Here is a 23634-nt window from a genome sequence, read left to right on the forward strand (position 1 = left end):
CCAAGAACAGCAAAAAATCGGTAACTTCTTCAAACAACTCGACGATACTATCGCTCTTCATCAACGTAAGCTAGATTTATTAAAGGAAACGAAAAAAGGATTCTTACAAAAAATGTTCCCTAAAAACGGAGCAAAAGTGCCAGAAATTCGGTTCCCTGGTTTTACGGAGGATTGGGAAGAGCGTAAGTTGAACGAGGTTTCCGATATTTATGACGGAACCCACCAAACTCCTAAGTATCAAGATGATGGTGTGATGTTTCTTAGTGTTGAGAATATCAAGACTTTGACTTCAAATAAGTTCATTTCTCGTGAGGCTTTTGAAGATGAATTCAAAATAAGACCACAACGAGGTGATGTCTTGATGACTCGAATCGGGGATATAGGAACTGCGAATGTCGTTGAAACAGACGAAGACCTCGCCTATTACGTTAGACTTGCACTATTCAAATCTGAGGAGTTAAATCCTTATTTCTTGCAGGCAAGTATTTATGCACCATTTGTACAAGACCAGATTTGGAAGAGGACTTTGCATATCGCCTTTCCAAAGAAAATTAACAAGAATGAGATTGGTCAAGTTCCAACCAATGTTCCGACACTAGCAGAACAGACGAAAATAGGCGCATTCTTCAAACAGCTAGATGATACGATCGCTCTTCATCAACGTAAGTTAGATTTACTAAAAGAAACGAAAAAAAGCTTCTTACAAAAGATGTTTGTCTAGGAGGGAAGAAGAATGAAAATTAGTCACCGTGAGGAAGCGGAAGTCGAAGAACAGTTGATTCGTGTACTGGGGGAAGGACATAATCAGTGGACGTATCGTCCCGATCTAAAATCAGAAGAAGACCTTTGGGTAAATTTACGTCAAAAAATCATCTCAAATAATCAAGCAGAACTGAATGATTTTCCTTTGACCGATAAAGAATTTGAAACGATCAAAACGGAATTATTGCTACGAACGAAAACCCCCTTTGATGCTGCAAAATGGTTAAAAGGTGAAAATGGGATGGCTCGGATTACGATTGAACGGGAAGATTCGCAATTGGGTTCTGTCTCACTTATCCTTTATTCGAATCAAGACATTGGTGGAGGAATCTCAACTTATGAAGTGGTCCATCAAATTGCAAAACGTGGAAGTAACATAGAAGCACGGGATCGACGTTTTGACGTTACCTTATTGATCAATGGATTACCGATCGTCCAAATCGAGTTGAAACAAGTAACTGCAAAAGATGGTGTTTATCAGGCATTTAACCAAATCAAAAAATATGCAGAAGAAGGCATATTTCGGAACAATATCTTTTCGACATTACAGTTGTTTGTGGTTTCCAATGAACAAACCACTCGGTATTTTGCAAATGCCTTACCAAAGGATTTGCATCCTAAGTTTTTATTTAGTTGGCGAACGAAAGATAATAAAAAGGTAGAAAACTTATATGAGTTTTGCAAACAAGTGCTAAATATCCCGGATGCTCATCGCTTGATTGCGGATTATACGATTGTCAGTGAAGATCAAGACAATAAAACCCTCATGGTGTTACATCCTTATCAAGTGCATGCGATTCAAGCCTTGTTTATTGCTGCAAATAAACATCAATCAGGGTATGTGTGGCATGCGACTGGTTCAGGAAAGACGTTGACTAGTTTTGTATCTACTAAGCTTTTAGCACGAAAATCGGGGATCGATCGAACAATCATGTTAGTGGACCGCAAAGATTTAGATAATCAAACCACCACAGAGTTTACGAAATTTGCTTCGGAATTTAATACTGGGATTTCTTCCGGGAACGCCAAAGCGAATAGCTTGATTGTTGGAACAGGAAGTGCCAAAGAATTAAGTGAAACCCTGTTGGCAGATGCCAATGCAAATGTTGTGATTATTACAACCCGTCAAAAGCTAGATGCGGCGTTGAAATATGCAAAGAAACAAGAAGAGAAAAAAGGAACCAATCGCTTCCAAAAATTAATGGGGCAACATATCGTGTTTGTAGTAGATGAGTGTCATCGAGAGCTAAGTGCTGAAAATATGGAAGAAATCAAAAAAATGTTTCCGAAATCCACTTGGTTTGGCTTTACAGGCACACCGATTTTCCCTGAGAATCGGAAACAAGCCAAAGGACAATTGGCACGTACAACTCATGATCAGTATGGAGAGGTCTTGCACACCTATACCATCAAGAATGCGCTAGAAGATGGCTCTGTCTTAGGATTTCAAGTAGAGCATGAAAACACCGTGGAGCCGACTTCATTAGAGAATAAAATCTATCGGAAATTAAAAGAAGTAGAAACATATGCAGAGTATTCATCAGAACAGATTAATCGTATGATCGATCAAATGGAGCCTGTCAAAAAAGAAAGTTATTTGGCCCCTGCTGTTTTTGAAGCAGATGAACATATCCAAAAAGTCATTCATAAAATGTTCCGTCCAGATAATGCCTATACAAAATTTGATTTTCGAAATGGCCGTCCAACGAAGTCTGCGATCTTAACCACGAGTTCCATTGACATGGCCAAAAAGTATTATCGAGCGATCAAAGAAATGACGAAAGAACCTGACTGGTTAACAAAAGTGTTTCCTAATCAGCCCATTCGTGAAGGAAGAACGATGGAGGATCCTGATTTTCCACGAATCGCTATTACCTATTCATTAGAAGAAAACAGCCGAGATTCAAGTGTCCAACAAGAAGAAATGCAAAAAATTATTGAGGAATATAATCAGTATTATGATACTTCCTGGTCATTAGCAGACATTGAGCGTTATAACGGAGACATCAATAATCGTTTGGCACGAAAAAGAGCGGAATTCAAACAATTTGGGAAACAAATCGATTTAGTAATCGTAGTGGATCGTCTATTGACAGGTTTTGACGCCCCTACGATTCAAACCCTATTTGTGGATCGTAATCTAGAGTATGCAGGATTGATCCAAGCCTTTTCACGTACGAACCGTACGTATCCTGAAAAAACAAAAGGACTAATTGTTACTTTCCGAAAGCCAGCGACAATGGAGAAGAATGTCGAGGATGCGACAAAACTGTATTCAGAAGCTAAAGAAGAATCGGGTTTGATTTATCCAAGTTACCAAGAATCAAAAAAAAGATTCAAGCAAGCATATGGTAAGTTAAAAGAGGTTTCATCCATGGAATCCATTGATGAACATACGCCACTTGAAATCCGTATCGAGTACGTCAAAGCATTTCAAGAATTGAATCGTGCGTATGAATCGTTAGTGACTTATGATGATTACAATGATGACATGGTGTAATCTTCAACTTTGAACAATCAAATTCAACTTTTGGAAGAACAAATTGGCGTGTACGAGACCGTGAAGGGTTCATTGATGGAGGAAGAACCAGAAAAAGAGGGAGAAGATTTTTCAACGATCGAATTTTATAGTGAAAATACCACTAAGTTGTATGATATTGATTCTACTTATATTGATCAATTACTAGGAACTTATGCTGCAAATAGTTCAGGTGCACGAGAAGAAATTGAAAAAGCTTTGGCTAAATTGAATAAAACAGAAGGAGTCAAAGAAGTTTATCGACAAATTTTAAATGCATTTGATGTGGGGACTTTAGATAGTAATGAAGATATCTTTGTCATTAAACGTCGCTATTTTACACAAGCGAGTGATGATTTGATTCATGCCTTTTCAAATGAGTGGTTTGTCTCTGAGAAGGAGTTACATGCTTCTAATCTGCAATATATGCCAGGTGAAGATCCAATCCCAAATATGAAAGCAATTATCAACAATAAGGATTACGAAGGATATAAAGCCAAACATCCAGAAGCGAAGCCATTTAAATACCCACAAGAAATGAAGCGAGCATGGCGTAAAATGTTAGATGATGAGTTGATTCCACTTGAGAATGAATTGAGGTAAATGAGAAGAGTTAAGAAAATTGTACGATTCAAAGATGGTAGTAAAGTGGAAGTGTAGAAAATAGGGATAGATGTCTTTTATTTGTTCACATTTTATAACGAAGTATTTAAGACAGCTATTGAATAATGTTTCCTCCACCTTTTTCATTCATTTACCCCACCTCGTTGTTATATGACCGTGTTTTGAGAGGAACCAATAAAAAGCATAGGCTAACTAGGGGTTCCTTTTTCTTTTGTTTTTTTGGAATCCGCTTAAGTGAAATGTATCTGAAATGAAACGGAGATAAAGTGATTTTTTGCTATAATGACAAGGTTTTAGCTGTTTCAGATACCATGTAACCCAAAATAGTTTATTGAGAAAATAGGAGAGTATTTGATACTAACTAGTAGGAAAAAATGAGATAAAAAGTAAATGGAATCATTTCAGGTAATCTCAAATAAAAAAATATACAGTCCTGTGGCACTTTACCTATGGGACTGTATATTTTTTACTCTCAGCGGGCTTGTTTTGACTCCGTGTCTGACTCCGTCGTATTGATTTTAAATGATATTCGATGACCATTTAACAGGTCATTTTTGAAATTTTTGTCTCTATATGACTCAGTTTGATAATTATTGATAGATCAATTTGGGTCTATATCGAACAAGGGAATAATCCAATAAAAAATGATTTAGAATATCAAAATAACAAAAAAGAGGACTACCTGTATTCGTCCTCTTTTTTGACCAGATTTTGACCAGTCTAATTTACATTCTAATATATTCATATGAGCTAATTTTTTGATTAAATGGTAAGTTTTTCCTTGTTTGTTTTAGTTTAAACTAGTGTGTAATTTAAAAATCTATATGGATAGTTCTGTTGGAAGTATTCTAAAAGTAACCACAGAAAAAAGTTCTAATAAGAATACTTTGGGCCTAGCTGTCACGATTCCAGAGATTTTCTCACCATTACTATTGATTATTACATTCCAATTATTGGCTTATCGCACAGCGACAGCAAAAGGAATCGATTTAAGCAAACGAATTTTTGATGATTTTGATTCGGTATTAAAAAGTAAAATATAAAAGTTGAGGAGTTTAGAACATGTTGAAATTTAATGAGCAGCAACAGATTGATGATATTCAAGGAGCTTTGGCATTACGTCCACAGGTCGAACAAATTATCGACGAAGTTATGGAAAAAGGCTATGACAATATTTTTTATCTAGGGATTGGCGGAACCTATGCATCGGCTATGCAGGCAGTAACATACATTAACGGCCGCAGTGATTTACCAGCATATGTACAACATGCAGCAGAATACTACACTACCGGAAACCGTCGATTGACTAAAGATTCACTGGTCATTCTTTCCTCAGTGACAGGAACAACTGAAGAAGTCGTCCGAGCGATGAAGGAAATCAAAAAAGTAGGGGCTACACTATTAAGATTTATTGATACTGCGGGCACTAGCTTAGCGGAAAGCTGTGATCATGTGATTACTTATCCGGCGCCTGGAACGGAACAAATCAAGTTTTTTATGGTTGCAGATCGCTTGATGAATAAAAATGGAGACTTCCCTGATTATGAAGAATACTATGGTGAGCTGGAACAATACCTAGCTAAAGGGTTAGTAGAAGCTGAGAAATAAGCGGAGGACTTCGGACGTGAATTTGCTGAAAAACATCGCCATGATGCTATGCATTACTTTATTGGAGCCGGAAATCAATGGGGAGCCGTGTATTCTTACGCGATGTGCTACTGGGAAGAACAAAGCTGGCTACGTTCTAAATCCATTCATGCAGCAGAATTCTTACATGGCACATTAGAAATCGTGGACGAAACAACGCCAGTGACTTTGTTCTTAGGAGAAGATGAACAGCGACCATTGGCAGAGCGAGTGAAAAACTTGCTGCCACGTATTTGCGGGAACTATGCCTTCATTGATTCAAAGGACTATCCGATTGAAGGTATCAGTGAGAAAAACCGTGGACGCGTATTGCCGCATCTATTGATGCATTGTGTGACCCAACGAATCGATGCCCATGTAGAGAAATTAAATTGTCATCCGTTGGATATTAGTCGCTATTACCGTCAGTTTGAGTATTAATTTAGAAACCTCTTTGCATGAGCAAAGGGGTTTTTTACTGGTATATTAAATAAGAAAGCGCATTCAAAGAATCTAGCCCAACAACACTATATATTGTGTTGTTTTTTTACATATCACGAAATAGACACAAAATCTAGACTTTACTTCGAAAAAATAGGAGTACTATTATCAAGGATTTGAAAGAAAATTTTAGTTTACTGAGAGAGGATGGATGAAACGATGCTATTGATCGCTGGCACGATTGGTGCGGGGAAAAGCAGTCTGACAGATATGTTGTCACAGGAAATGAACTCAAAACCATTTTATGAGAACGTGGATGACAATGAAGTACTGCCATTGTTTTACTCGAATCCAGAAAAATATACATTTTTGTTGCAGGTATTCTTTTTGACTAAACGCTTTTTAGCGATGAAGGATGCCTTGCCGCAAGCAGATAACGTATTGGATCATTCGATTTATGAAGACAGTCTGCTTTTTCACTTGAATGCAGATCTTGGTCGCGTAAGTTCGGAGGAAGTGAAGCAATACGATCATTTGCTAGATACGATGCTAAAGGAATTGGAGCATACAGCGCCGAAAAAAAGACCCGATTTGCTGGTACACATCAAAGTCTCATTTGATGTCATGCTGGAGAGGATTGAAAAACGTGGCCGAGATTATGAACAAATCGCTACGAATCCAGAGCTATATGATTATTACAAGCTGGTTATTGAACGTTATGAAAAATGGTTAGACAGCTTCACGATTTGTCTCAAAATTCAAATTGGTGGAGACCGCTATGATTTTGTTGCTGATCCAAAGGCAGCAGAAATCGTGATCAATCAAATCAAGGAAGAAACCAACAAGCTGAACGTATTAACGTTCAAGAACGCAAGCTATTATTCAAGTGAAAAGATGGAAAAAGGGATTTTTTAAAACGTCCTTTTTTTCTTACTAAATAAAGAACGACCGTTTTCTAGAAGGAGCCAATTATGTTAAATTATTTCAAGTTTTTACTTCACCAATTAAAAGGCTGGCCACAACAGAATTATTATTTATTTTTCTTTAGTTTAGGCTGCCAGGTGATGACTTTAGTCAATCAGCCAATCACCTTTCTTACAGTGATTACCTTTATTGGAACGACTCTAGGGGGACTGTGCATTCTCTCGATTAACGCTGCGAAATCGGTCAATGGTATTTTAGGAATTATTTCTGCGATTTGCTTTATTTATGTAGGCTATTCCGCTAAAAACTACTTAAGCATCGGGGAACAAATCGCGTATATGATCACACTGGATATTCCCGTATTACTAAGTAAAGAGTGGAACCATAATATGGCGTCTAAGATTCGAAAGTTTACTGGAAAAACCTGGTTTGTGGCAATTATCAGTACGATCGTTGTGTACTTTGTTTCCGGTTTTCTGATTCAACGCTTTACGGACGACCCTCGTCCTTGGATTGATGCAATTGCCTTTTCAATTAGCTTAAGTGCAGGCATTATCAGTTTCTTACGTTACAATAACAATACTTTTGGTGGTTGGCATCAGGGCTTGCCCAAATGGTTCTTTGGTACATTTCTTTCAGACATGGCTCCGCAAGCTTGGCAATGTTCGTGAATAGCTCTGTTTACCTGATCAATGACGTTTTTGCATTTACCGTTTCTCCTTGGTATAACAAAAAGGAACGGGAAAGGATGGAAGAAGAGTATTATCATCTGAGCCACTGATTTAATATAGAAGAAAAGATCTCGATGACTTTTTTGTCATGGAGATCTTTTTTATTGATCTGAAAGCAGCTATTCAATTTCATCCGTAATCCAAGCGCCAGGTTTTCTTATAGGATCAAACGGTACCCAAGAGCTTTTCATAAAAATCTTCTCTGTTTGCCAATAGCCGTTGACGGATTGTTTTTCTTTTAGGTAGTCGATCGCTTGGCGACACTCAACGCGATCTAGCTGATCCTCTGCTTTCAAAACAGTTAATGCTTCGATGATATTTGTTCGATAAGGATAGGGATAAAACAGAGTGAGCAAGTCATCGTACAGATATTCATTATTCATTTCATGGAAAATAACTCGATACTTCAATAGAGAAGCAATTCCTTTATCCAATTTTGCCTGAAGTCCTGGAAAATCACCGTATTTAGCGGCGTACTCGGAGAGAGCTTTAATTGACTTAACTAAACCATCGTAACAGGGAGAATTTCCGACACAACCGCCAAAGCGATGAAAAAGATCCTTGCCATGCCAACCGGAAGGTTCATTCTTAGTAAACGGAAAGTAAGAAATAATCCATTGAATTCCTTTTTCCGCCCAGTTCTTTTTACCAGCACGCAAAAATAGCAAAGTACAGAGTGCGTTGTGACAGGCTAAAATTCCTTCTTGTTTTCCAGTTAGTGAAAATCCTTCTTCAAATGACACATGAGTGTACAAAGTTTCCAGCATCATCTGGATCTGATCCAGCCTTTCGAAATAAGGAATTTCTGAAAGCTCCGTTAATAAGAACTCTAGTTTTCGTAACCCGGTAAATGTATCTGTACGGAAAGGTTCAGCTAATATTTTGGTAACGACCTCAGAGTTTTCTAATAAGTTCTCGATTTCTGATAACTCAAGCAACTGTTTGTTTCTAACCATTTTTTTCAATTTTAAAGCAGAATCTAACTTCAAGTCGTTTGTCATTTTATCAATCCCTTCAATAATACTTTTTAGTGTAGCATTTCGACACAAGAGGCGAAAGAGGAGACGTTCGACTAAATCTAAATACTTTTTCACCTTTTAATATAAAAAATCAGAATCCAGCCTGATGAAAATAAGATTATTATTTGAATTTTTAATGAATCATAGGACTTAAAGCTGAAAATAAGCTATTGTAAAGGTATTCAGAATTCAAGCAGAAGAGGAAAACAATGAAATATTTATATCAGCAATTATTAGCTTTTTGGTCCCTTATTCTTTTGACAGTCGTATTGATCGGCATATCTTTTACCAGCATCAATAAGCGGATATTAGTCAATCAAAACTACAACCAGATTAGAGAATACATTGAGTCCGTCAATGATTCGTTGAAAAGTGATCTATCAAATCCTTATGCAAATCCCTACGGTAACCTAACTAGAGAGGAGATTCTACCTTACTATTTAGCTAACGCTGAACAAATGCTAGCCCAACAGGGAATTAAGTTCGTCTTGATTGATAGTAAAAAGAATGTGGTCTATCCTTCAACGCGAACCGAAATCAAAGAGTCCTTATTAAACGATTCAGAATGGAAAAAACTAAGAAACGGTGAAAGTATCTATAAAACAATCAAATATGATTTAACTGGTGAGCCTAATCAAACGTCCTATGTTCTTTCTAATCGGTATGTTTCCAATGAGTTTTCTGGTGTCTTAATTGCTTCAAAATCCGCTAGAGACCTAGAAGAAAGTGAAAAAAAGATTTCTGACAATCTACTGAAGGGCTTCATTATTTCCTCCCTGTTTGGTGGCGCGATCAGTTTTGGCCTAGCAGCAAGACAGGTGAAAAAAATAAATGATCTGAAACGAGCGGTTAATCAAATCGCTAATGAGAATTATGAAATAGAAATCGAGGAAAAAAACAATAAAGATGAATTTAATGAACTGGCTCATGATTTCAATAAAATGGCGGTGTCCTTACAGGAAAACGAAAAAGAAATCATTCGCCAAGAGGAATTACGTAAGCAGTTTATGGCAAATACTTCTCATGAAATGAGGACTCCGCTAACAACAATCAAGGGACTGCTGGAGGGGCTTGAATATGGTGCGATCCCAGAAAACCAAAAGGGAAAAGCCGTCTCGTTGATGCAAAATGAGACCGATCGACTCATCCGTTTAGTGAAGCAGAATTTAGATTATGAAAATATCAGAAGCCATCAACAATATTCTGATGCAACTGAATAAAAAAGCCGAGTCAATGAATGATCAATTGATCCTATCAACTCCAGATTCTGTTGAAGTATATGCGGATCACGATCGTTTCATTCAAATTATGGTGAATATTATTCAAAATGCCATTCAATTTACCGAAAACGGCGAGATAAAAATAGCAATCAAAGAAACGGATTCTGATGTATTTAGGCTCTATACTTTTTGATGTTGGTGAACTTCACCAACATCTTTTTTGTATAAAAAAAATATAGAAAAGACACCCTGAAATCCTTTAGAATTAATTTGGCTACCAATTCATAGGAGGATTCAAGATGTCTCATACTCAGCTTATCAAAGATACCCTAAATATTCTAGACCTAAATATCTATTTCGAGGAAAATTGTTTAACTAAAGAAAAATACAAAGGGCAAATTTGCTTGATTTACAAAGGAACTCTTCTGTACAAGCCAGAAGAGTGTTCCCATTGTCTTTGTGTCGTCCCCTCTAGGATCATTCGTTGGGGGACGACAACCGTTCGGTTGTTACTGAATGATGCGTCTGAGTATCGCACTTATCTGGAGTTGAAGAAACAACGATTTAAATGTAAGTCTTGCCAAAGAACATTCGTAGCGGATACCTCTGTTGCTGAAAAACACTGTTTCATTAGTCAAAAAGTTCGTTGGTCTGTTATTGCTCGCTTAAAAGAGAATACTTCCATGACAGAAATCGCTCGTCAGAAAAATATTTCCACTTCTTCGGTCTATCGTGTCATGAAGCGATTCTACCGCCCATTGAATCCTTTCAAACAGGCTTTGCCAAAGGTCTTATGCTTTGATGAATTCAAATCGGTTCGAAGTGTTGCCAGTGCAATGAGTTTTATCATGATGGACGGACAAAGCCATGCATTATTGGATATTGTCGAAAATCGACGCTTGCCTTATTTAGAATGCTATTTTTCTCGGTTTTCATTAGCGACTCGTGAAGCCGTTCAATTGATTGTTATTGATATGTATGCGCCTTATGTTTCGTTGGTGAAAAAGCTTTTCCCGAATGCTCAGTTGTTCATCGATCGTTTCCACATCGTCCAACATATTGGCAGAACTTTCTTGAATCATCGAGTGAAAGAAACAACTGCACGACTTAAAGGAACTTCCCACTCTCAACGAGGACTAGGGAAAAAATTGAAACGTTATTGGAAACTTCTACAAAAAGAAGAAGCAAAGTTAAACTACGAAAAACGGATTTGGCGTGCCAGTTTTAAAGATTATTTGACTGAAAGTGAAATTGTCGATCGACTGTTAGCTGCTTGTCCCAACCTGCGCCAAGGCTATCAGTTATACCAAGACGTTCTTTATGCGGTAAAGAAAAGAGATCAGTCACTATTTGAGGATTGTTTAACTAGAGACATTAGCGGTCTGCCTGAAACCTATACAACCACTTTACGAACGTTTAAAAAGTTTCTGCCACAGATTCAAAATGCGCTTCACTACAGCTATTCAAACGGACCTTTGGAATGTTTAAACAACCACATCAAAGTATTAAAACGCAATGCGTACGGCTTTCGCAGCTTTTACAATTTCAAACTACGGATCATGATTCGTCATGGCAAAACATTTTTAACCAAATAAACAGAACAGAAAGAGAGTTTCTTCTTTCTGTTCTGTCCAAATTATTCTAAGATTTCTCTTTACCAACATCATTTGACAAAGAGCCTGTATTTATTACTGTCGAGGACAATGGCATCGGCATGATTGAAGAGGAACAAAAAAACATTTGGGATCGCTATTATAAAGCCGATCCGTCAAGTAAAAATACAAAGATAGGCGAGTCAGGTCTTGGATTATCAATCGTGAAGGAACTAGTGCGCCTGCACCACGGTTCAATTGAAGTGACCAGCCGAAAAAATGAAGGAACGACCTTCCTGATACAATTTCCAAAAGAAAAATAAAATTACCAGTAAAAAACCGTGGAGAGATAGCTGCTATTGATTTTTGCTATGTCTTTTCTTTGAGAGGTATCCGGTATGGTGGAGTGTCTGAAAAATAAAAAAATGGAGGCCAATTTTGTGAAAGCTGTTATTTCTGGAAGTATTGTTTTCCAAGAAGAATATCGAGATATGGAAAAAGATTTCAGTAAAAAAGGCATTGAATTAATTGATTATCCTCGCTCATGTCCGATCCTAGACAAAGAGTATCCAGAAATCTTGACGACTTTTTTTTAAATATCGCAGCAGCGGATTTATTTTTTGTATTTAATCAAGATCGGAAAGGGGTATTAGGCTATATTGGTGCCGCAACTTTTTCAGAAATGAAGTATTGTCTGATGCAAAATCTTATTCATGGAAAAAGGATCAAAATAGTCTTATTTAAGGAACCATCAGAGGAAAATTTTTTGTTTTGATGAGGTAGATCGCTGGCTAAAGAATGGCTGGATGGAAATCAGACAGCCTAACAATTTGGCATAACAAAGGTGTGGGCAAAAAACTGCTCACACCTTTTTGAATTTTTTATTTATATACTACAAAATCACTTGAAAATTATGATTCACTTTTGCTTCGATGCGTGGGTGAATATTCAAATAGTCGGCAATTAATTCGGTCATGTCGATTTGGATTTCTCGGACAATTTTCTCCGCACCAAACATCGCATAATTTCCTCCGCCGATTGCCCGATATTGATTTGTCACCACTTCCAGCATTTGTTGCGGAAGAACGGGGTGACCTTTAAAACGAAGTTCGGTAATCCGTTGTCCAACAGGCTGTTTCATATCAATAGTGTACTGAATCCCTTCATACATGTCATAATTGTAGTACTGGGGCTTAGGCTGAATAAAGGCTGGATTGAATACGATTTGGTTATTTTCTACAGCTAAATAATTTGCGGTCTGCTCCAACGCCGCTCTCAAATCTGCACCATTTATTTGAATCACTGCCAGAGTATTCGGATAAATATAGTTGGTGATGACGTCCCGCATCGTGATCGTCTCACCAAAGCCTTTTCCTTCATTATTGAATAACGCAGTTCCAGAAATCTCTGAGCCGCTGGCAAATAATTGTACACGATTAATAAACTCTACATAGGGATGTTCCTCAAGACGAGCCTGCATCGGATCATTAATACGCATATTTCCGTTCACTTTACCTAAGGGTTGATCCAACCATTTCTCTAGTTTTTCTTCTACCGGTACGATCGCTGCAAGAATTTCTGGATCAGGCTCTGATTTTTCAACTGAGTGTAAAGCAACCTGGTGATCTGTAACAACCACTTGCCCCTCTTTTTTCTCGACGGTAAGACGAATTTCACCGATGAACTCGCCACGATAGCCTGGTTGAACAACGGGAACACCATGAACCGTTTCAGCAATTTTCCGGTGCTGATGACCGGTGAAAAGGGCGTCAATGCCTTCAACCTGCTGCAATAGCTCGTAGCCTTCATTCTCTCCAGTTAGCGCTTCTGTGTCCTCACCGGTTAACAAGTCTTTTTCAAATCCGCCGTGGTAACTAACGATTACCAAGTCTGCTTGTTTCCTTAATAGAGGAACATATTCTTTTGCTGTTTCGACGATACTCTTAAACGTAATTCCTGCTAAGGTTTCTGGCTTTTCCCAGTGAGGAATGTATTGTGTCGTTAATCCCAAGATAGCAATTTTTACACCCACCTTTTCGATAATCTTATAGGCGTTTCCAAAGTATGGTTGGTCATTTTTGTTCACCATATTGGCTCCTAATATAGGCGCTTGATAATTCTTAATCGCTTCCTCGAGATAATCCACACCATAGTTAAACTCATGATTTCCCAACACTTGAACATCATAGCTCATTTGGTTAATCAAGTCTGTAAGCTCTTTGGCTGAACCATATTCTTTAGCAAGATAATAACTCAAAGGAGACCCTTGGATGAAATCACCATTTTCGATCGTAATTACCGGTCCATCTGCTTTTGCCCGTAATTCCTTCAGTTTCGACGATACTTTAGCCGTTCCTAAGGCCAGATCGGTTCTGCCGGAATAGTCTGTTGGTGAAACATAGCCATGCATATCACTTGTCTCTAAAAACGTAATGTTCATTCTGCGTGCTCCTTTAGCTGACTCAAAATAGAAAAACCGAAGCGTATTCAGCTGTTCGGTCTCTTTTTTTGATTTATAATGCCTTAATCCTTCATTTGAAGTGTTTTTAAAATGTTGCCTGGAATAAAGTTTTCTGTTGTCTGGCGAACAATCCTTCCTTGATCGAGATGATAAAGGTTATACCCATGACGTTCTTCAAAGCGTACGAAGCCATCGCCTTCATCTTCACCAACAAAGGACATACTCGATACAGTAAAATAGGGGATCCCATTAATTTCATCAGTAAATGTGTGATGGGTATGACCGTTTAGGATACAGCGAATATCGTAAGGTGCGATTAGCTTCAAGAAACGTTCGGTACCAGGCCATTTTGGTATACTGCTTTGGTGAGACAGTAGATGATGATGGGTGACCAAGAAAATCGGTTGGTCTTTTTCTTGCTCTAAGGCTTTTTTCAGCCATTGAAATTGCTGATCGTCCACTATACCATCTGCGTATCCATAGCTTGAATTATCAAAGGAAATCACTGTAAACTCAGGATATTTGACTATCTGGTTGTACGGGGCAGAAGAGGCGGCTTCATCGCACCAGCCTACCCAAAAATGTTCTTTGATATCGTGATTGCCTAGAGTAACAAGAATCGTCGTTTCTCCTAGCGCATTTTCCAGCCAAGTCTTCAAGTATCGATAATCGTCTATTTCGCCATCTTCGGTTAAATCTCCGCTGATAATCACAAGGTCCAAGGGTGTTTGCTGCAGGAGATGATGAATGCATTGCTCCAGAGGGATAAGGGGATTCTGCATCGTAGCCAGCATTCCCTTATAGCCTTCTTCACAAGCCTCATACTCTCTGCGAAAGTGTATATCTGATATATGCAATATATTCATTCTTATCTCAATTTCTTTCTTATAATTCCGGTTATTTGATCTAAAATAAACACGGTTACGACTACGCCAATCAAAATAATACTCACTTTGCTCCAAGACCGAGTTTGAATCGCGAATATCAATGGAGCACCGATTCCGCCAGCGCCAACTAAGCCTAAGGTAGCCGCACTACGAACCGCTATTTCAAAATGATTTAATGCTAAAGAACAATAAATCGGCATCAAATAGGGGATGCGAACAAAGAAAATCGTTTGCCAAAAATTTGCTCCTACCGCATGCATTTCTTCAACAAGTCGCTCATCCATCGCTTCCATTTCTTCTGTAAAAAGTTTGCCAAGCATTCCGATCTGATGGACGCCAATCGCCATAACACCAGCAAAGGGGCCAGGTCCGACGACTTTCACAAAAATAATTGCAAAAACTAGTTCAGGAAAAGCTCGTAAAACATTACAGATAAGCTTGCCAATTTTTGTTACCCATGGATGTGCTTGCCAGAGGTTAACCGCACTGATCAAGGTAATGGGAATCGCTAATACCGTAGCGATCATTGTCCCTAAACAGGCGATTCCAATGGTTAATAATAGCAAACTAATCAAATCCTCGCCGCTGCCATCATATAGAAACTGCCAATCAGGCTGACCTAACCCTCTCAAAACGTCCATTCCCATGGAAGGAGAGAAGGTGCTTAATCCAGAGTAATCCAGAGTAGCGGCCGACAAAATAACGAGAATCACTAAAGCAACTAATGATAAAAGGGTTCTTCTGTTCATTTCACGAAGCATCATAACAGGGACCTCCTGACACGTTCACTTAATTTATCAACGATCGCGACAGTTACTAGGATCGTTAGAATAATGATTGAAACTCGTTCATAATTCAAAAGCGCAAGTGAGGAATTTAGAATAACGCCAATACCACCAGCTCCGACATATCCAAGGACAGTAGAAGCACGAACATTCACCTCAAACGCGTAAAAAGCATAGCTCGCAAACTGACTCAAAACTTGTGGAGCGATCGACCAAATAGCGATTTGCATTTTATTTGCTCCAACAGCCGCAGCGGCTTCAATCGGGCCAAAGTCAATGGTTTCAATTGCTTGAAACATTAATTGTGACACCATACCAAAAGTAAAGACAGCGATAGTCAACACGCCAGTCGCTTCACCAATTCCAAACACAGCAACAAAAAGCGCGGCTAAAAGCAGGGTAGGGATGGTCCGTACTAAACCTAAAAGAAAACGAAAGATGGTAGAAAGAAGACGGTTTTCTGTCACTACAGTGGTCGCTAAAAAACTAACAGGGATCGCTAAAATTAAGCCAATGACCGTTCCAAGCAAAGACATTTGAAGTGTTTTCACCATAGGCTCGACTAATTTAGGTAAATAGCTAAAGTCTGGATGAATGAAGCGTGATAAAAAGACAGTCATTTGATTGGAGTTTTGAAAAACCTGAGAAAAATCAGCTGACGTGATCCAGGCACTTCCTTGAAAACAAACAATTAAGAACAGAAGAATAAGCAGGTGTTTATACCATTTAAAGTGAACGGTTTCTTTCAAGCTCATCGATTTCGCCTGCCTTTTCTTCAAAGATTGCATTGCCATAAATTTGCTCTAAGCGTTCATCGGTTAAGTCGTCTGGACGACCATCAAAGACAACCTGAGCAGCTTTTAACGCGAGCACACGCGTAGAAAACTCACGAGCCAGAGGGACTGAATGCAGATTGACAATGACTGTTTTATCCATCGTTTGATTGATATTTTTTAGGTCCATCATAACCTTTTGAGTCGTGATTGGATCTAATGATGCAACGGGTTCATCCGCTAAAATAATGGGGGCTTGCTGCACGAGTGCTCGCGCAATGGATACTCGCTGTTGTTGCCCACCACTGAGCTCATCACTGCGTGTCTGCAATTTATCAGACAAACCAACTTTTTCCAGTGCTTCCTTTGTCTGCTGGTAGTCTTCCTTCGTAAAAAGACCTAAAATGCTTTTCCAAGTGGAGTAATAGCCCAAACGTCCAGATAGCACATTTTTCTGAACCGTACTACGCTTTACCAGATTGAAGCTTTGCGAGATTAGACCAATCTGGCGGCGAATCTGTCGCAGCTCTTTTTTATTCGCTTTTGTAATAGAGGTTCCATTAATGCGAATATCTCCTTTGGTGGTTTCTGCCAAGCGATTGATACTGCGCAGCAGAGTGCTCTTTCCAGCACCACTCAACCCTATGATGGAAACAAATTCTCCATCTTCAATTGTTAAGTCAATATCCTTCAAGCCAACAACGCCATTGGGATAGACCTTCGAAACATTGTCAAAAATAATCATTATCCTTCTCCATTTTTTTAAGTGTAAGCAAAAAAAAGCTTGCTGACACTTACTGATGTTTTATTCTGCTGCTTTTTTCGTGTAGTCTCTGATCGTGTCATAGGCAGAATCAGCAGCTTCTTCATAGCCCTGATGCCCCCACAAAGCCATTGCTTCTTTGCCATCTTTATCATCCTTCATATTTAAGAAGGTCTCTTTAATTTTCGCTTTTAAATCTTTTGACATGTCAGGCTGTACAGCGATTGCGTCATTCGGAATATCGCCTTTTGTCAGGTACAGGACTTTTAAATCCTTAAATAAATCATTATCTGGGAAATTCGAAGCAAAAACATTTCGCGCGCCTTCAAAAACAAACGCCGCATCCATTTGCTTGTTCAACACTGCGGTAATCTCACTCGGAATATCATTCACAGTGGTCATCTTTGTATCTGCAGTAGGATCAATCCCAGCATCTTTCAATTCAGCGACAGGATAGATGTAGCCGCTAGCAGAGTTAGGACTTAAGGTTGCGATATTTTTTCCTTTTAAATCAGTTAACTTATTCAATCCGCTATCGGCACGAACCAATACTTCTCCTTTAAAGGTGTTCGTAAGTTTGTCCTTTAATGGCAAGCCAGTTTCTTGATCATAATCGCCGAGCTGAGAAGTCAGGATTGCATCTGCAGCTCCAGCATCCTTTGCTTGAACATAGGCTGCAGGCGGCATAATTCCGACATCGACTTGACCAGAAGACATCGCTTCGACGATCGTTGAATAATCAGTAGCTAACGTCACTTCTACCTCACGATCTAACTTTTTCGATAAATACTTAGCAAATGGTTTTGCTTTTGCCTCCATACTACCATCATTGTTTGTTGGAACGAATTGAACAACTAATTTTTCTTTGCTCTCTTTTTCTGAGCTGCTACTTGTATTCCCAGAACCGCAGGCCGCCAAAGTGGTCAATAACATGACTCCGATGAACCCTTTTGCTAACTGTTTGAACTGCATTTTTCTCCTCCTGTTGGATATAATTTCTAATACGTCTAAATCATAGCAGGGAATCAAAATCAATGAAGTGACGCACGTCCTATTTTACACAACTTTTACATACAATTTACAAACAATTATAAATAATTATTCGTATTGAGCCGAAAAACAATCTAAGCTATAATAAAGAAAAACTTCTTAGAGGTGACGATTTCATGAAAAAAATCCATGATACGAAGCAATTAACTGCTTACGTTGAGAAGCACAACCTGCAGGATTATATGGATTCAGATATATTGGCAATGGCTTCTTTACTTTTTTTTGAAAAGGAAGAGCACCTCATTCAAACGGGAACAACCTCAGATTATTTGTATTTTTTAGTGGATGGGACGGTAATGGTGTACTCGTATTCTTCTGATACACAAAATATTTGCATCGATTACGCAAAGCCCGCTACACCACTCGGCGAAGCCTCTTCATTGTGGGGATTATCGCCGAAAAGCAGCGTTAAAGCAGTGACTAAGTGCATCTGTATCAGCATTCCGCTAAATCAATATCGAACACAGCTTCAAAAAGATGTTCGCTTTTTGCAGAATATTTGCCAGTTACTAAGTTATCGTTTAAATTCCGGGATAAATTTGGCGAACTCACTGACAGAACCTGTTGAAACTCGTTTAGCAAAGTTTATTTTGACCCATCACGAAAACGAACGTTTCTCATTTCGGTTAACCACCTGCGCCTCAATCTTAAATGTCAGTTATCGACATCTTTTACGAACAATCACGAATTTTCGTGAGGAGAATATTATCGAAAAGAAAAAGAATTATTACTTGATTCATGATATCGAAGCTTTAGAGGACTTAGCTGAGAATATAAGTAGTCCAGTAAAAGCAGAATAACAGCTATAAAAAAACAGCAGTCAGAAGTGATTGCTGGTTTTTTGATAGTGGAGAAATTGGGAAACGGAAAATCTTCGTTGAAGAGTAGTGTTCTATATATTGGTATGCTATACTTTTAAAAGTTCAATGTGTCAAGACACATAAAAAGGGGAGAAAAATTTTGAAGAAAATACTTGTTTCATTGTTGTTTTTGGTGTCATTAGTAACGTTAGTCGGCTGTAGTCAGTCTCAGGGGGAGAAGCAAAGTGAAAAAGAGAAAAGTAAAATCGCTTTGGTTCTTGGATTTGGCGGGGTTGATGACCGCTCCTTCAATCAAGCTGGCTGGGAAGGATTAGAGGCTTGGGGAAAAGAGAAAAAGCTGACAGCAAAAAAAGATTTTACGTATATAGAAACGAACAATCCAGAGGATAACAGTACCAATATCGATCAGGCAATCAGAAACGGCTTTACCACCATTATTAGCTTGAGCTACTTGCAAGCAGAGGAACTGGAAAATGCTGCTAAAGATAATCCAAAGTTGAAATTTGCCTTGGTAGATGGTGAGATTACTGGGAAAAAGAATATCTCATCAGCAACCTTTAAAGATCAAGAAAGTGCGTATTTAGCAGGACTAGCTGCCGCATATACGACAAAAAGTGATCAAGTAGGCTTTATTGGTGGAATGGAAGGGCCCGTGATCCAACGTTTCCAAAGCGGATTTGAAGCTGGCGTTAAGGCAGGGGCCACAGCACTGAACAAGGAAATTACTGTTAACGTACAATATGCCGCATCCTATGATTCGCTAGATAAAGGAAAAGCTATTGCTGCTTCTATGTACAAAGAGGGAGTCGATATTCTTTATCAGGCGGCAGGAAGTACTGGAGCTGGGGTGTTCCAAGAAGCAAAAGCCCGCAATGAAAACGACTATAGCAGAAAAGTATGGGTGATTGGTGTAGATCGCGATCAAGCGGATGAAGGGGATTATAAAATGGAGAACGGCGAGACAGGGAATTTCACGTTGACTTCTACAAAGAAAAATGTCGGTGCAGAAGTCAAAGAATTTGCAGAAACTTCTCATAACGATAAATTTCCTGGCGGCAAGCATTTGACCTTTGGTTTGAAAGAAGAAGGGGTAGATCTGACAAAAGGACAATTATCAGAGGAAGCCTATCAGGCAGTTTCAGACGCAAAAGAGAAAATCATCAGTGGTGATTTCAGACTGTAGACAAAGTCCATTTTATGGATGATGTCTACAGTCTTTTCTTTTATAATAGATTTATGAAAACGAATGCAAGGAGTGATAGCTATGATGTCTAAAAACAATACGAATGGTAGAAATCAATTTGCGATGCTCACGATTGATGATCTAGTTCCTCAAGATCATCTCGTTCGAAAGATTGATGCCGTGCTTGATTTTGAATTTATTTATCCAATCGTCGAAGCCACTTGCTCCGATTTAGGTCGCCCAAGTATCGATCCAGTGATTCTGATCAAATTGGTGTTTATTCAGTATTTATTCGGTATCCGTTCCATGCGACAAACCATTAAGGAAGTCGATACCAATGTCGCTTACCGCTGGTTTTTAGGCTACTCCTTCGAAGAGAAAATCCCCCATTTCTCAACTTTTGGAAAGAATTATGTTCGCCGATTTAGAGAAACGACGGTGTTTGAGGATATTTTTGCCTATATTTTAGAACAAGCAGTTAAAGCAGGTTTTGTAACAGAGGATAATTTGTATCTGGATTCTACCCACATCAAAGCTAACGCCAATAAACATAAGTTTACGAAAGAAATGACCCATGATGAAGCGAAAGCCTATCAGGATGAATTAGAAGATGAGATCAATCGTCAACGAATAGAGGCTGGAAAACGCCCTTTTACTTTGGACTTAGAAAAGGAAGTGAAGCTGAAAGAAAGAAAAATAAGTAAAGCTGATCCGGAAAGCGGCTACAACGTCAAAGGCGAACGAGAAAAACAATTTGCTTATTCTGCCCATACTTCATGCGACGACAATGGATTTATTCTTAGCACAATCATCACTCCTGGAAATATTCATGACAGTTAAGTCGCCTTTCAGCTCGTCAAACAATCGAAGAGACTTTTTCCTGAAATCAATTGTGTTGTCGCTGATGCTGGGTATAAGACACCTAAGTTTGCTCACTTTTTGACTCATTTGAACCTTCGACCTTGTTTGCCTTATTCAAGGCCCAAAGGGAAAAAGGGGCTATTATCAAAAAATGAGTTTCTCTATGACGAGTATTTTGATTGTTATATTTGTCCGCAAGATCAAATGCTCGCTTTTTCAACGGTTACTCGAGAAGGGTACCGAGAATACAAATCCAATCCAAAAGAATGTGTGAACTGTCCTCTGCTAAACCAATGTACCAAAAGTAAAAATCATCAACGAGTCATCACGAGACATGTTTGGGGAGATCTGATGAATGAAGTGGAACATCTTCGCCTAACAGATCTGAATAAATCAATTTACAAAAAACGGAAACAAACGATTGAACGAATATTTGCGGATGCAAAAGAAAAGCATGGGATGCGTTGGACCAAGTATCGAGGCTTGGAAAAAGTCGCGACGCATACGATGCTAGTGTTTGCTGCAATGAATTTAAAGAAATTAGCCACCTGGCTATGGAAAGGCAAGGAGCCTTTATTTTTTTGTTCAAAAATTCGAAACGAAGTAGATAAAAAGCTGTTCCAAGCTCGAGTTACGAGTTTGGAACAGCTTTTGTCTACAGTCTGAGAGGACTACCTGTATTAGTCCTCTTTTTTGACCAGATTTTGACCAGTCTATTTTACATTCTAATATATTCATATGAGCTAATTTTATGATTAAATGGTAAGTTTTTCCTTGTTTGTTTTAGTTTAAACTAGTGTGTAATTCAAAAATCTATATGGAAGGGTCTGTGGGGTAATATCTATTTCATTGCTCGAAACGTTGATATTAAAGTGTTTCGAGCATTTTTTTATTTGGATTTTAATGATTGGCTACGTTTAGAATTATTCGCTCATAAATTTTGCGAATCGGTCACCAGTTTTCTTAACAGATTGTGGTGTGACATGAGCATAGATATTCATGGTAGTTTTAATATCTTTGTGACTTAATCGTTCTTGTACTTCTTTTATCGAAGCACCACTTTCAAACAATAAGCTACAGTGGGTATGCCTAAATCCATATGGAGTAATTTGAGGCTCCATCGGTGTCTTTTTGTAAATCCAATTTAACCAATCGGTTACTACTTGAGTATAGTGGATCTTGTCTTAGTTTGCAGTGAATAAAAACTATTTTTGTTAATATATATTATATCAATGTCGAATCGTTATGCTCATTCTATTATCCGCCACAAGGAGTTTTACAACTGCTTAGAAATCAGATTACTCGTTCAAATAATAATGCAAATTGAATCAATAAAAGAAGCGTTGAATAAGAGCTCATTCTTTCAACGCTTCTTTTATTAGGAGATTTTAATGACCATATCAACTTCTCTTTCAGGATTAGGTAATTCATGAAAGCTAGTGTTTATAGTGCTTAATTGATCAACTAACCATGTTTTATTTTTTGACTCTTAGACGAATTTAAAATTAATATCATTGTTCTCGTGTTGAAGAGGTGTCTCCAAATAATCTGGTGAATATTCATAATCAACTTAACCTGCTAATACAAAAGAGGGTAATCCATAATTTAGTGTCAGATTTAATGGATGGTCGTAAGCTTTTATTTTTTTTAACGTCATATTGTACATATCTTCAGCCATAAAAGTTGAGTTTGTGATTTCATATTGTGTTTCATTAAAAAAAGTTATCCGAATAATCGCTTATTTTTGAAAAGTCTTTATTGACACCAGCCTCAAAAAATTGTTCAACTTTTTCAGTATAAAGTTGTGCTAACGCTCCTTTTTCAATATTAACTTTGATATTTTCATGTCTATCAATTTGAGTGCTGTTCAGTAAGGGAAGATCAGCTTTTAGTTTTATATCGTCTTGATTTCTTTCAATTTCAATCGGCAAAATCTTTTCAATAGATTCAGTTTCTGATAAAGGGACATCTAGTTTTTTATCATGATAATAAGCTTCAAGACCATCTGGAACCGGAAAAAAATGTATTGGGTAATTCTTTTCTAAGGTTGTTTTACTAGTTTCCGTACTTGTAGAACTAGTGTCAAAAGTGGTACATCCGCTTATAGTTCCGATGAGTAAAGCACAGGTTAGAATGCTTGCATATTTCTTCAAAAAAATCCCTCCTAAAAATTAAATATGGACTAATACTAGTCCCGTTGTAGCACTCCAAATCTTTAAGATTAATAAGAAAAAGGACTAATTTTAGTCCAAAAGGTGTGCTATTCTTGGAAGAGAAAAAAATTATTGATAAAGAAAATGTAATCGGTAGCAATATTAGACGATTCCGAGTAGAAAAAGGAATCGGTCAAACCGAGCTAGTTAGAGACCTACAGCTTAGAAAAAACGCTATAACTAGGGAAACATTGGTTAAGATTGAAAGCGGCCGCCAACACATTATGGATAGGCTACAATTAACTAGACAGAAAAATTAAGGTGTGTAGACTAGAAGAAAACATACCAGGAGGAATTTTTATGTCTAAGAGAATACGAAGAACTTTTTCACAAGAATTCAAGCAACAAATCGTCAATCTTTACTTAGCTGGAAAGCCACA

General features: G+C 38.2%; 18 protein-coding genes and 6 pseudogenes. 15 read left to right on the forward strand and 9 right to left on the reverse strand.

The features are described 5' to 3' along the window. The 6 genes and pseudogenes from ED2_RS10930 to pnuC all read left to right on the forward strand — a co-directional run. Nucleotides 1-721, forward strand: a 721-nt coding sequence (locus tag ED2_RS10930; RefSeq protein WP_255209478.1) for a restriction endonuclease subunit S, incomplete at its 5' end; no start/stop codon positions are given. A 12-nt stretch (nt 722-733) separates the two neighbouring features. Continuing rightward, nucleotides 734-3883: pseudogene (locus ED2_RS10935) on the forward strand (type I restriction endonuclease subunit R). An 833-nt stretch (nt 3884-4716) separates the two neighbouring features. Further along, nucleotides 4717-4947 (forward strand): annotated as a pseudogene (locus tag ED2_RS10945) (phosphoheptose isomerase family protein); the annotation flags it as partial. Nucleotides 4948-4966: 19 nt separating this feature from the next. Then, nucleotides 4967-5971 (forward strand): annotated as a pseudogene (locus tag ED2_RS10950) (SIS domain-containing protein). A gap of 207 nt (nt 5972-6178) precedes the next feature. Then, nucleotides 6179-6886, forward strand: coding sequence for a deoxynucleoside kinase (locus ED2_RS10955; RefSeq protein WP_016176984.1), 708 nt, complete (start codon nt 6179-6181; stop codon nt 6884-6886). 56 nt (nt 6887-6942) lie between these two features. After that, nucleotides 6943-7676: pseudogene (pnuC, locus tag ED2_RS10960) on the forward strand (nicotinamide riboside transporter PnuC). 69 nt (nt 7677-7745) lie between these two features. On the opposite strand, the gene ED2_RS10965 reads toward pnuC, so the two are convergent. Beyond that, nucleotides 7746-8627, reverse strand: coding sequence for a hypothetical protein (locus ED2_RS10965; protein ID WP_016176986.1), 882 nt, complete (start codon nt 8625-8627; stop codon nt 7746-7748). Nucleotides 8628-8854: 227 nt separating this feature from the next. Here ED2_RS10965 and ED2_RS10970 point away from each other — a divergent pair, with 227 nt between their 5' ends. The 5 genes from ED2_RS10970 (at nt 8855) to ED2_RS10990 (ending at nt 12053) form a co-directional block, all read left to right on the forward strand. Continuing rightward, on the forward strand, nt 8855-9865 hold the full coding sequence (locus ED2_RS10970; RefSeq protein WP_016176987.1) for a histidine kinase dimerization/phospho-acceptor domain-containing protein: 1011 nt from the start codon (nt 8855-8857) through the stop codon (nt 9863-9865). Further along, on the forward strand, nt 9819-10058 hold the full coding sequence (locus ED2_RS16100; RefSeq protein WP_016176988.1) for a HAMP domain-containing histidine kinase: 240 nt from the start codon (nt 9819-9821) through the stop codon (nt 10056-10058). Before ED2_RS10970 ends, ED2_RS16100 begins: the two co-directional genes overlap by 47 nt. Nucleotides 10059-10164: 106 nt before the next feature. Next, complete coding sequence (locus ED2_RS10980; protein WP_016252604.1) at nt 10165-11460, forward strand: ISL3 family transposase; 1296 nt, start codon at nt 10165-10167, stop codon at nt 11458-11460. 119 nt (nt 11461-11579) lie between these two features. After that, nucleotides 11580-11780 carry an ATP-binding protein gene (locus ED2_RS10985; RefSeq protein ID WP_002297848.1) on the forward strand — a complete coding sequence of 67 codons (201 nt, stop codon included), beginning with the start codon at nt 11580-11582 and terminating at the stop codon, nt 11778-11780. Nucleotides 11781-11855: 75 nt separating this feature from the next. Beyond that, on the forward strand, nt 11856-12053 hold the full coding sequence (locus tag ED2_RS10990) for a hypothetical protein (RefSeq protein ID WP_002297850.1): 198 nt from the start codon (nt 11856-11858) through the stop codon (nt 12051-12053). 296 nt (nt 12054-12349) lie between these two features. Here ED2_RS10990 and ED2_RS10995 read toward each other — a convergent pair whose 3' ends face one another. The 6 genes from ED2_RS10995 to ED2_RS11020 all read right to left on the reverse strand — a co-directional run bounded on the left by ED2_RS10995 (nt 12350) and on the right by ED2_RS11020 (nt 18098). Beyond that, entirely contained in the window at nt 12350-13897 is a 1548-nt protein-coding gene (locus tag ED2_RS10995; protein ID WP_002297851.1) for a bifunctional metallophosphatase/5'-nucleotidase, read from the reverse strand. A gap of 83 nt (nt 13898-13980) precedes the next feature. Further along, the gene (locus ED2_RS11000) at nt 13981-14784 is read right to left on the reverse strand and encodes a metallophosphoesterase family protein (RefSeq protein ID WP_002297853.1); all 804 of its coding nucleotides are present in this window, start codon (nt 14782-14784) and stop codon (nt 13981-13983) included. A gap of 2 nt (nt 14785-14786) precedes the next feature. Further along, entirely contained in the window at nt 14787-15569 is a 783-nt protein-coding gene (gene phnE, locus ED2_RS11005; RefSeq protein ID WP_005880282.1) for a phosphonate ABC transporter, permease protein PhnE, read from the reverse strand. Beyond that, nucleotides 15566-16345: a phosphonate ABC transporter, permease protein PhnE gene (phnE, locus tag ED2_RS11010; RefSeq protein WP_002297856.1), complete on the reverse strand. Its 780-nt coding sequence runs from the start codon at nt 16343-16345 to the stop codon at nt 15566-15568. The genes phnE (ED2_RS11005) and phnE (ED2_RS11010) overlap by 4 nt, the downstream gene beginning before the upstream one ends. Next, complete coding sequence (gene phnC / locus ED2_RS11015) at nt 16317-17108, reverse strand: phosphonate ABC transporter ATP-binding protein (protein WP_002297857.1); 792 nt, start codon at nt 17106-17108, stop codon at nt 16317-16319. The genes phnE (ED2_RS11010) and phnC overlap by 29 nt, the downstream gene beginning before the upstream one ends. A gap of 60 nt (nt 17109-17168) precedes the next feature. Beyond that, on the reverse strand, nt 17169-18098 hold the full coding sequence (locus tag ED2_RS11020; RefSeq protein ID WP_002297858.1) for a phosphate/phosphite/phosphonate ABC transporter substrate-binding protein: 930 nt from the start codon (nt 18096-18098) through the stop codon (nt 17169-17171). 194 nt (nt 18099-18292) lie between these two features. On the opposite strand from ED2_RS11020, the gene ED2_RS11025 reads away from it, so the two are divergent. From ED2_RS11025 to ED2_RS11035, 3 genes and pseudogenes are all read left to right on the forward strand, one after another. Next, nucleotides 18293-18976: a cyclic nucleotide-binding domain-containing protein gene (locus ED2_RS11025; protein WP_016176991.1), complete on the forward strand. Its 684-nt coding sequence runs from the start codon at nt 18293-18295 to the stop codon at nt 18974-18976. Nucleotides 18977-19136: 160 nt separating this feature from the next. Beyond that, nucleotides 19137-20180, forward strand: coding sequence for a BMP family lipoprotein (locus tag ED2_RS11030; RefSeq protein ID WP_002340328.1), 1044 nt, complete (start codon nt 19137-19139; stop codon nt 20178-20180). An 81-nt stretch (nt 20181-20261) separates the two neighbouring features. Further along, nucleotides 20262-21707: pseudogene (locus tag ED2_RS11035) on the forward strand (IS1182-like element ISEfa7 family transposase). 257 nt (nt 21708-21964) lie between these two features. Here ED2_RS11035 and ED2_RS15065 read toward each other — a convergent pair. Next, nucleotides 21965-22246, reverse strand: a pseudogene (locus tag ED2_RS15065) (tyrosine-type recombinase/integrase); the annotation flags it as partial. Between the two features lie 507 nt (nt 22247-22753). After that, complete coding sequence (locus tag ED2_RS15075; protein WP_002343652.1) at nt 22754-23194, reverse strand: hypothetical protein; 441 nt, start codon at nt 23192-23194, stop codon at nt 22754-22756. Between the two features lie 104 nt (nt 23195-23298). On the opposite strand from ED2_RS15075, the gene ED2_RS11045 reads away from it, so the two are divergent. Continuing rightward, the gene (locus ED2_RS11045) at nt 23299-23514 is read left to right on the forward strand and encodes a hypothetical protein (protein WP_025479967.1); all 216 of its coding nucleotides are present in this window, start codon (nt 23299-23301) and stop codon (nt 23512-23514) included. Nucleotides 23515-23634 lie beyond the last annotated feature (120 nt).

This window comes from Enterococcus durans NBRC 100479 = LMG 10746, from assembly GCF_001544215.1.
Taxonomy (GTDB): Bacteria; Bacillota; Bacilli; order Lactobacillales; family Enterococcaceae; genus Enterococcus_B; species Enterococcus_B durans.

What these genes read in the sequence shown, in the direction of transcription:
- ED2_RS11025 (WP_016176991.1), top strand. Translation starts at nt 18,293, where the DNA reads ATGAAAAAAATCCATGATACGAAGCAATTAACTGCTTACGTTGAGAAG.
- ED2_RS10995 (WP_002297851.1), bottom strand. Translation starts at nt 13,897, where the DNA reads ATGAACATTACGTTTTTAGAGACAAGTGATATGCATGGCTATGTTTCA.
- ED2_RS11000 (WP_002297853.1), bottom strand. Translation starts at nt 14,784, where the DNA reads ATGAATATATTGCATATATCAGATATACACTTTCGCAGAGAGTATGAG.
- ED2_RS10980 (WP_016252604.1), top strand. Translation starts at nt 10,165, where the DNA reads ATGTCTCATACTCAGCTTATCAAAGATACCCTAAATATTCTAGACCTA.
- ED2_RS11020 (WP_002297858.1), bottom strand. Translation starts at nt 18,098, where the DNA reads ATGCAGTTCAAACAGTTAGCAAAAGGGTTCATCGGAGTCATGTTATTG.
- ED2_RS10990 (WP_002297850.1), top strand. Translation starts at nt 11,856, where the DNA reads ATGGTGGAGTGTCTGAAAAATAAAAAAATGGAGGCCAATTTTGTGAAA.
- ED2_RS16100 (WP_016176988.1), top strand. Translation starts at nt 9,819, where the DNA reads ATGAAAATATCAGAAGCCATCAACAATATTCTGATGCAACTGAATAAA.
- ED2_RS10985 (WP_002297848.1), top strand. Translation starts at nt 11,580, where the DNA reads ATGATTGAAGAGGAACAAAAAAACATTTGGGATCGCTATTATAAAGCC.
- ED2_RS10965 (WP_016176986.1), bottom strand. Translation starts at nt 8,627, where the DNA reads ATGACAAACGACTTGAAGTTAGATTCTGCTTTAAAATTGAAAAAAATG.
- phnE (WP_002297856.1), bottom strand. Translation starts at nt 16,345, where the DNA reads ATGAGCTTGAAAGAAACCGTTCACTTTAAATGGTATAAACACCTGCTT.
- phnE (WP_005880282.1), bottom strand. Translation starts at nt 15,569, where the DNA reads ATGATGCTTCGTGAAATGAACAGAAGAACCCTTTTATCATTAGTTGCT.
- phnC (WP_002297857.1), bottom strand. Translation starts at nt 17,108, where the DNA reads ATGATTATTTTTGACAATGTTTCGAAGGTCTATCCCAATGGCGTTGTT.
- ED2_RS10970 (WP_016176987.1), top strand. Translation starts at nt 8,855, where the DNA reads ATGAAATATTTATATCAGCAATTATTAGCTTTTTGGTCCCTTATTCTT.
- ED2_RS10955 (WP_016176984.1), top strand. Translation starts at nt 6,179, where the DNA reads ATGGATGAAACGATGCTATTGATCGCTGGCACGATTGGTGCGGGGAAA.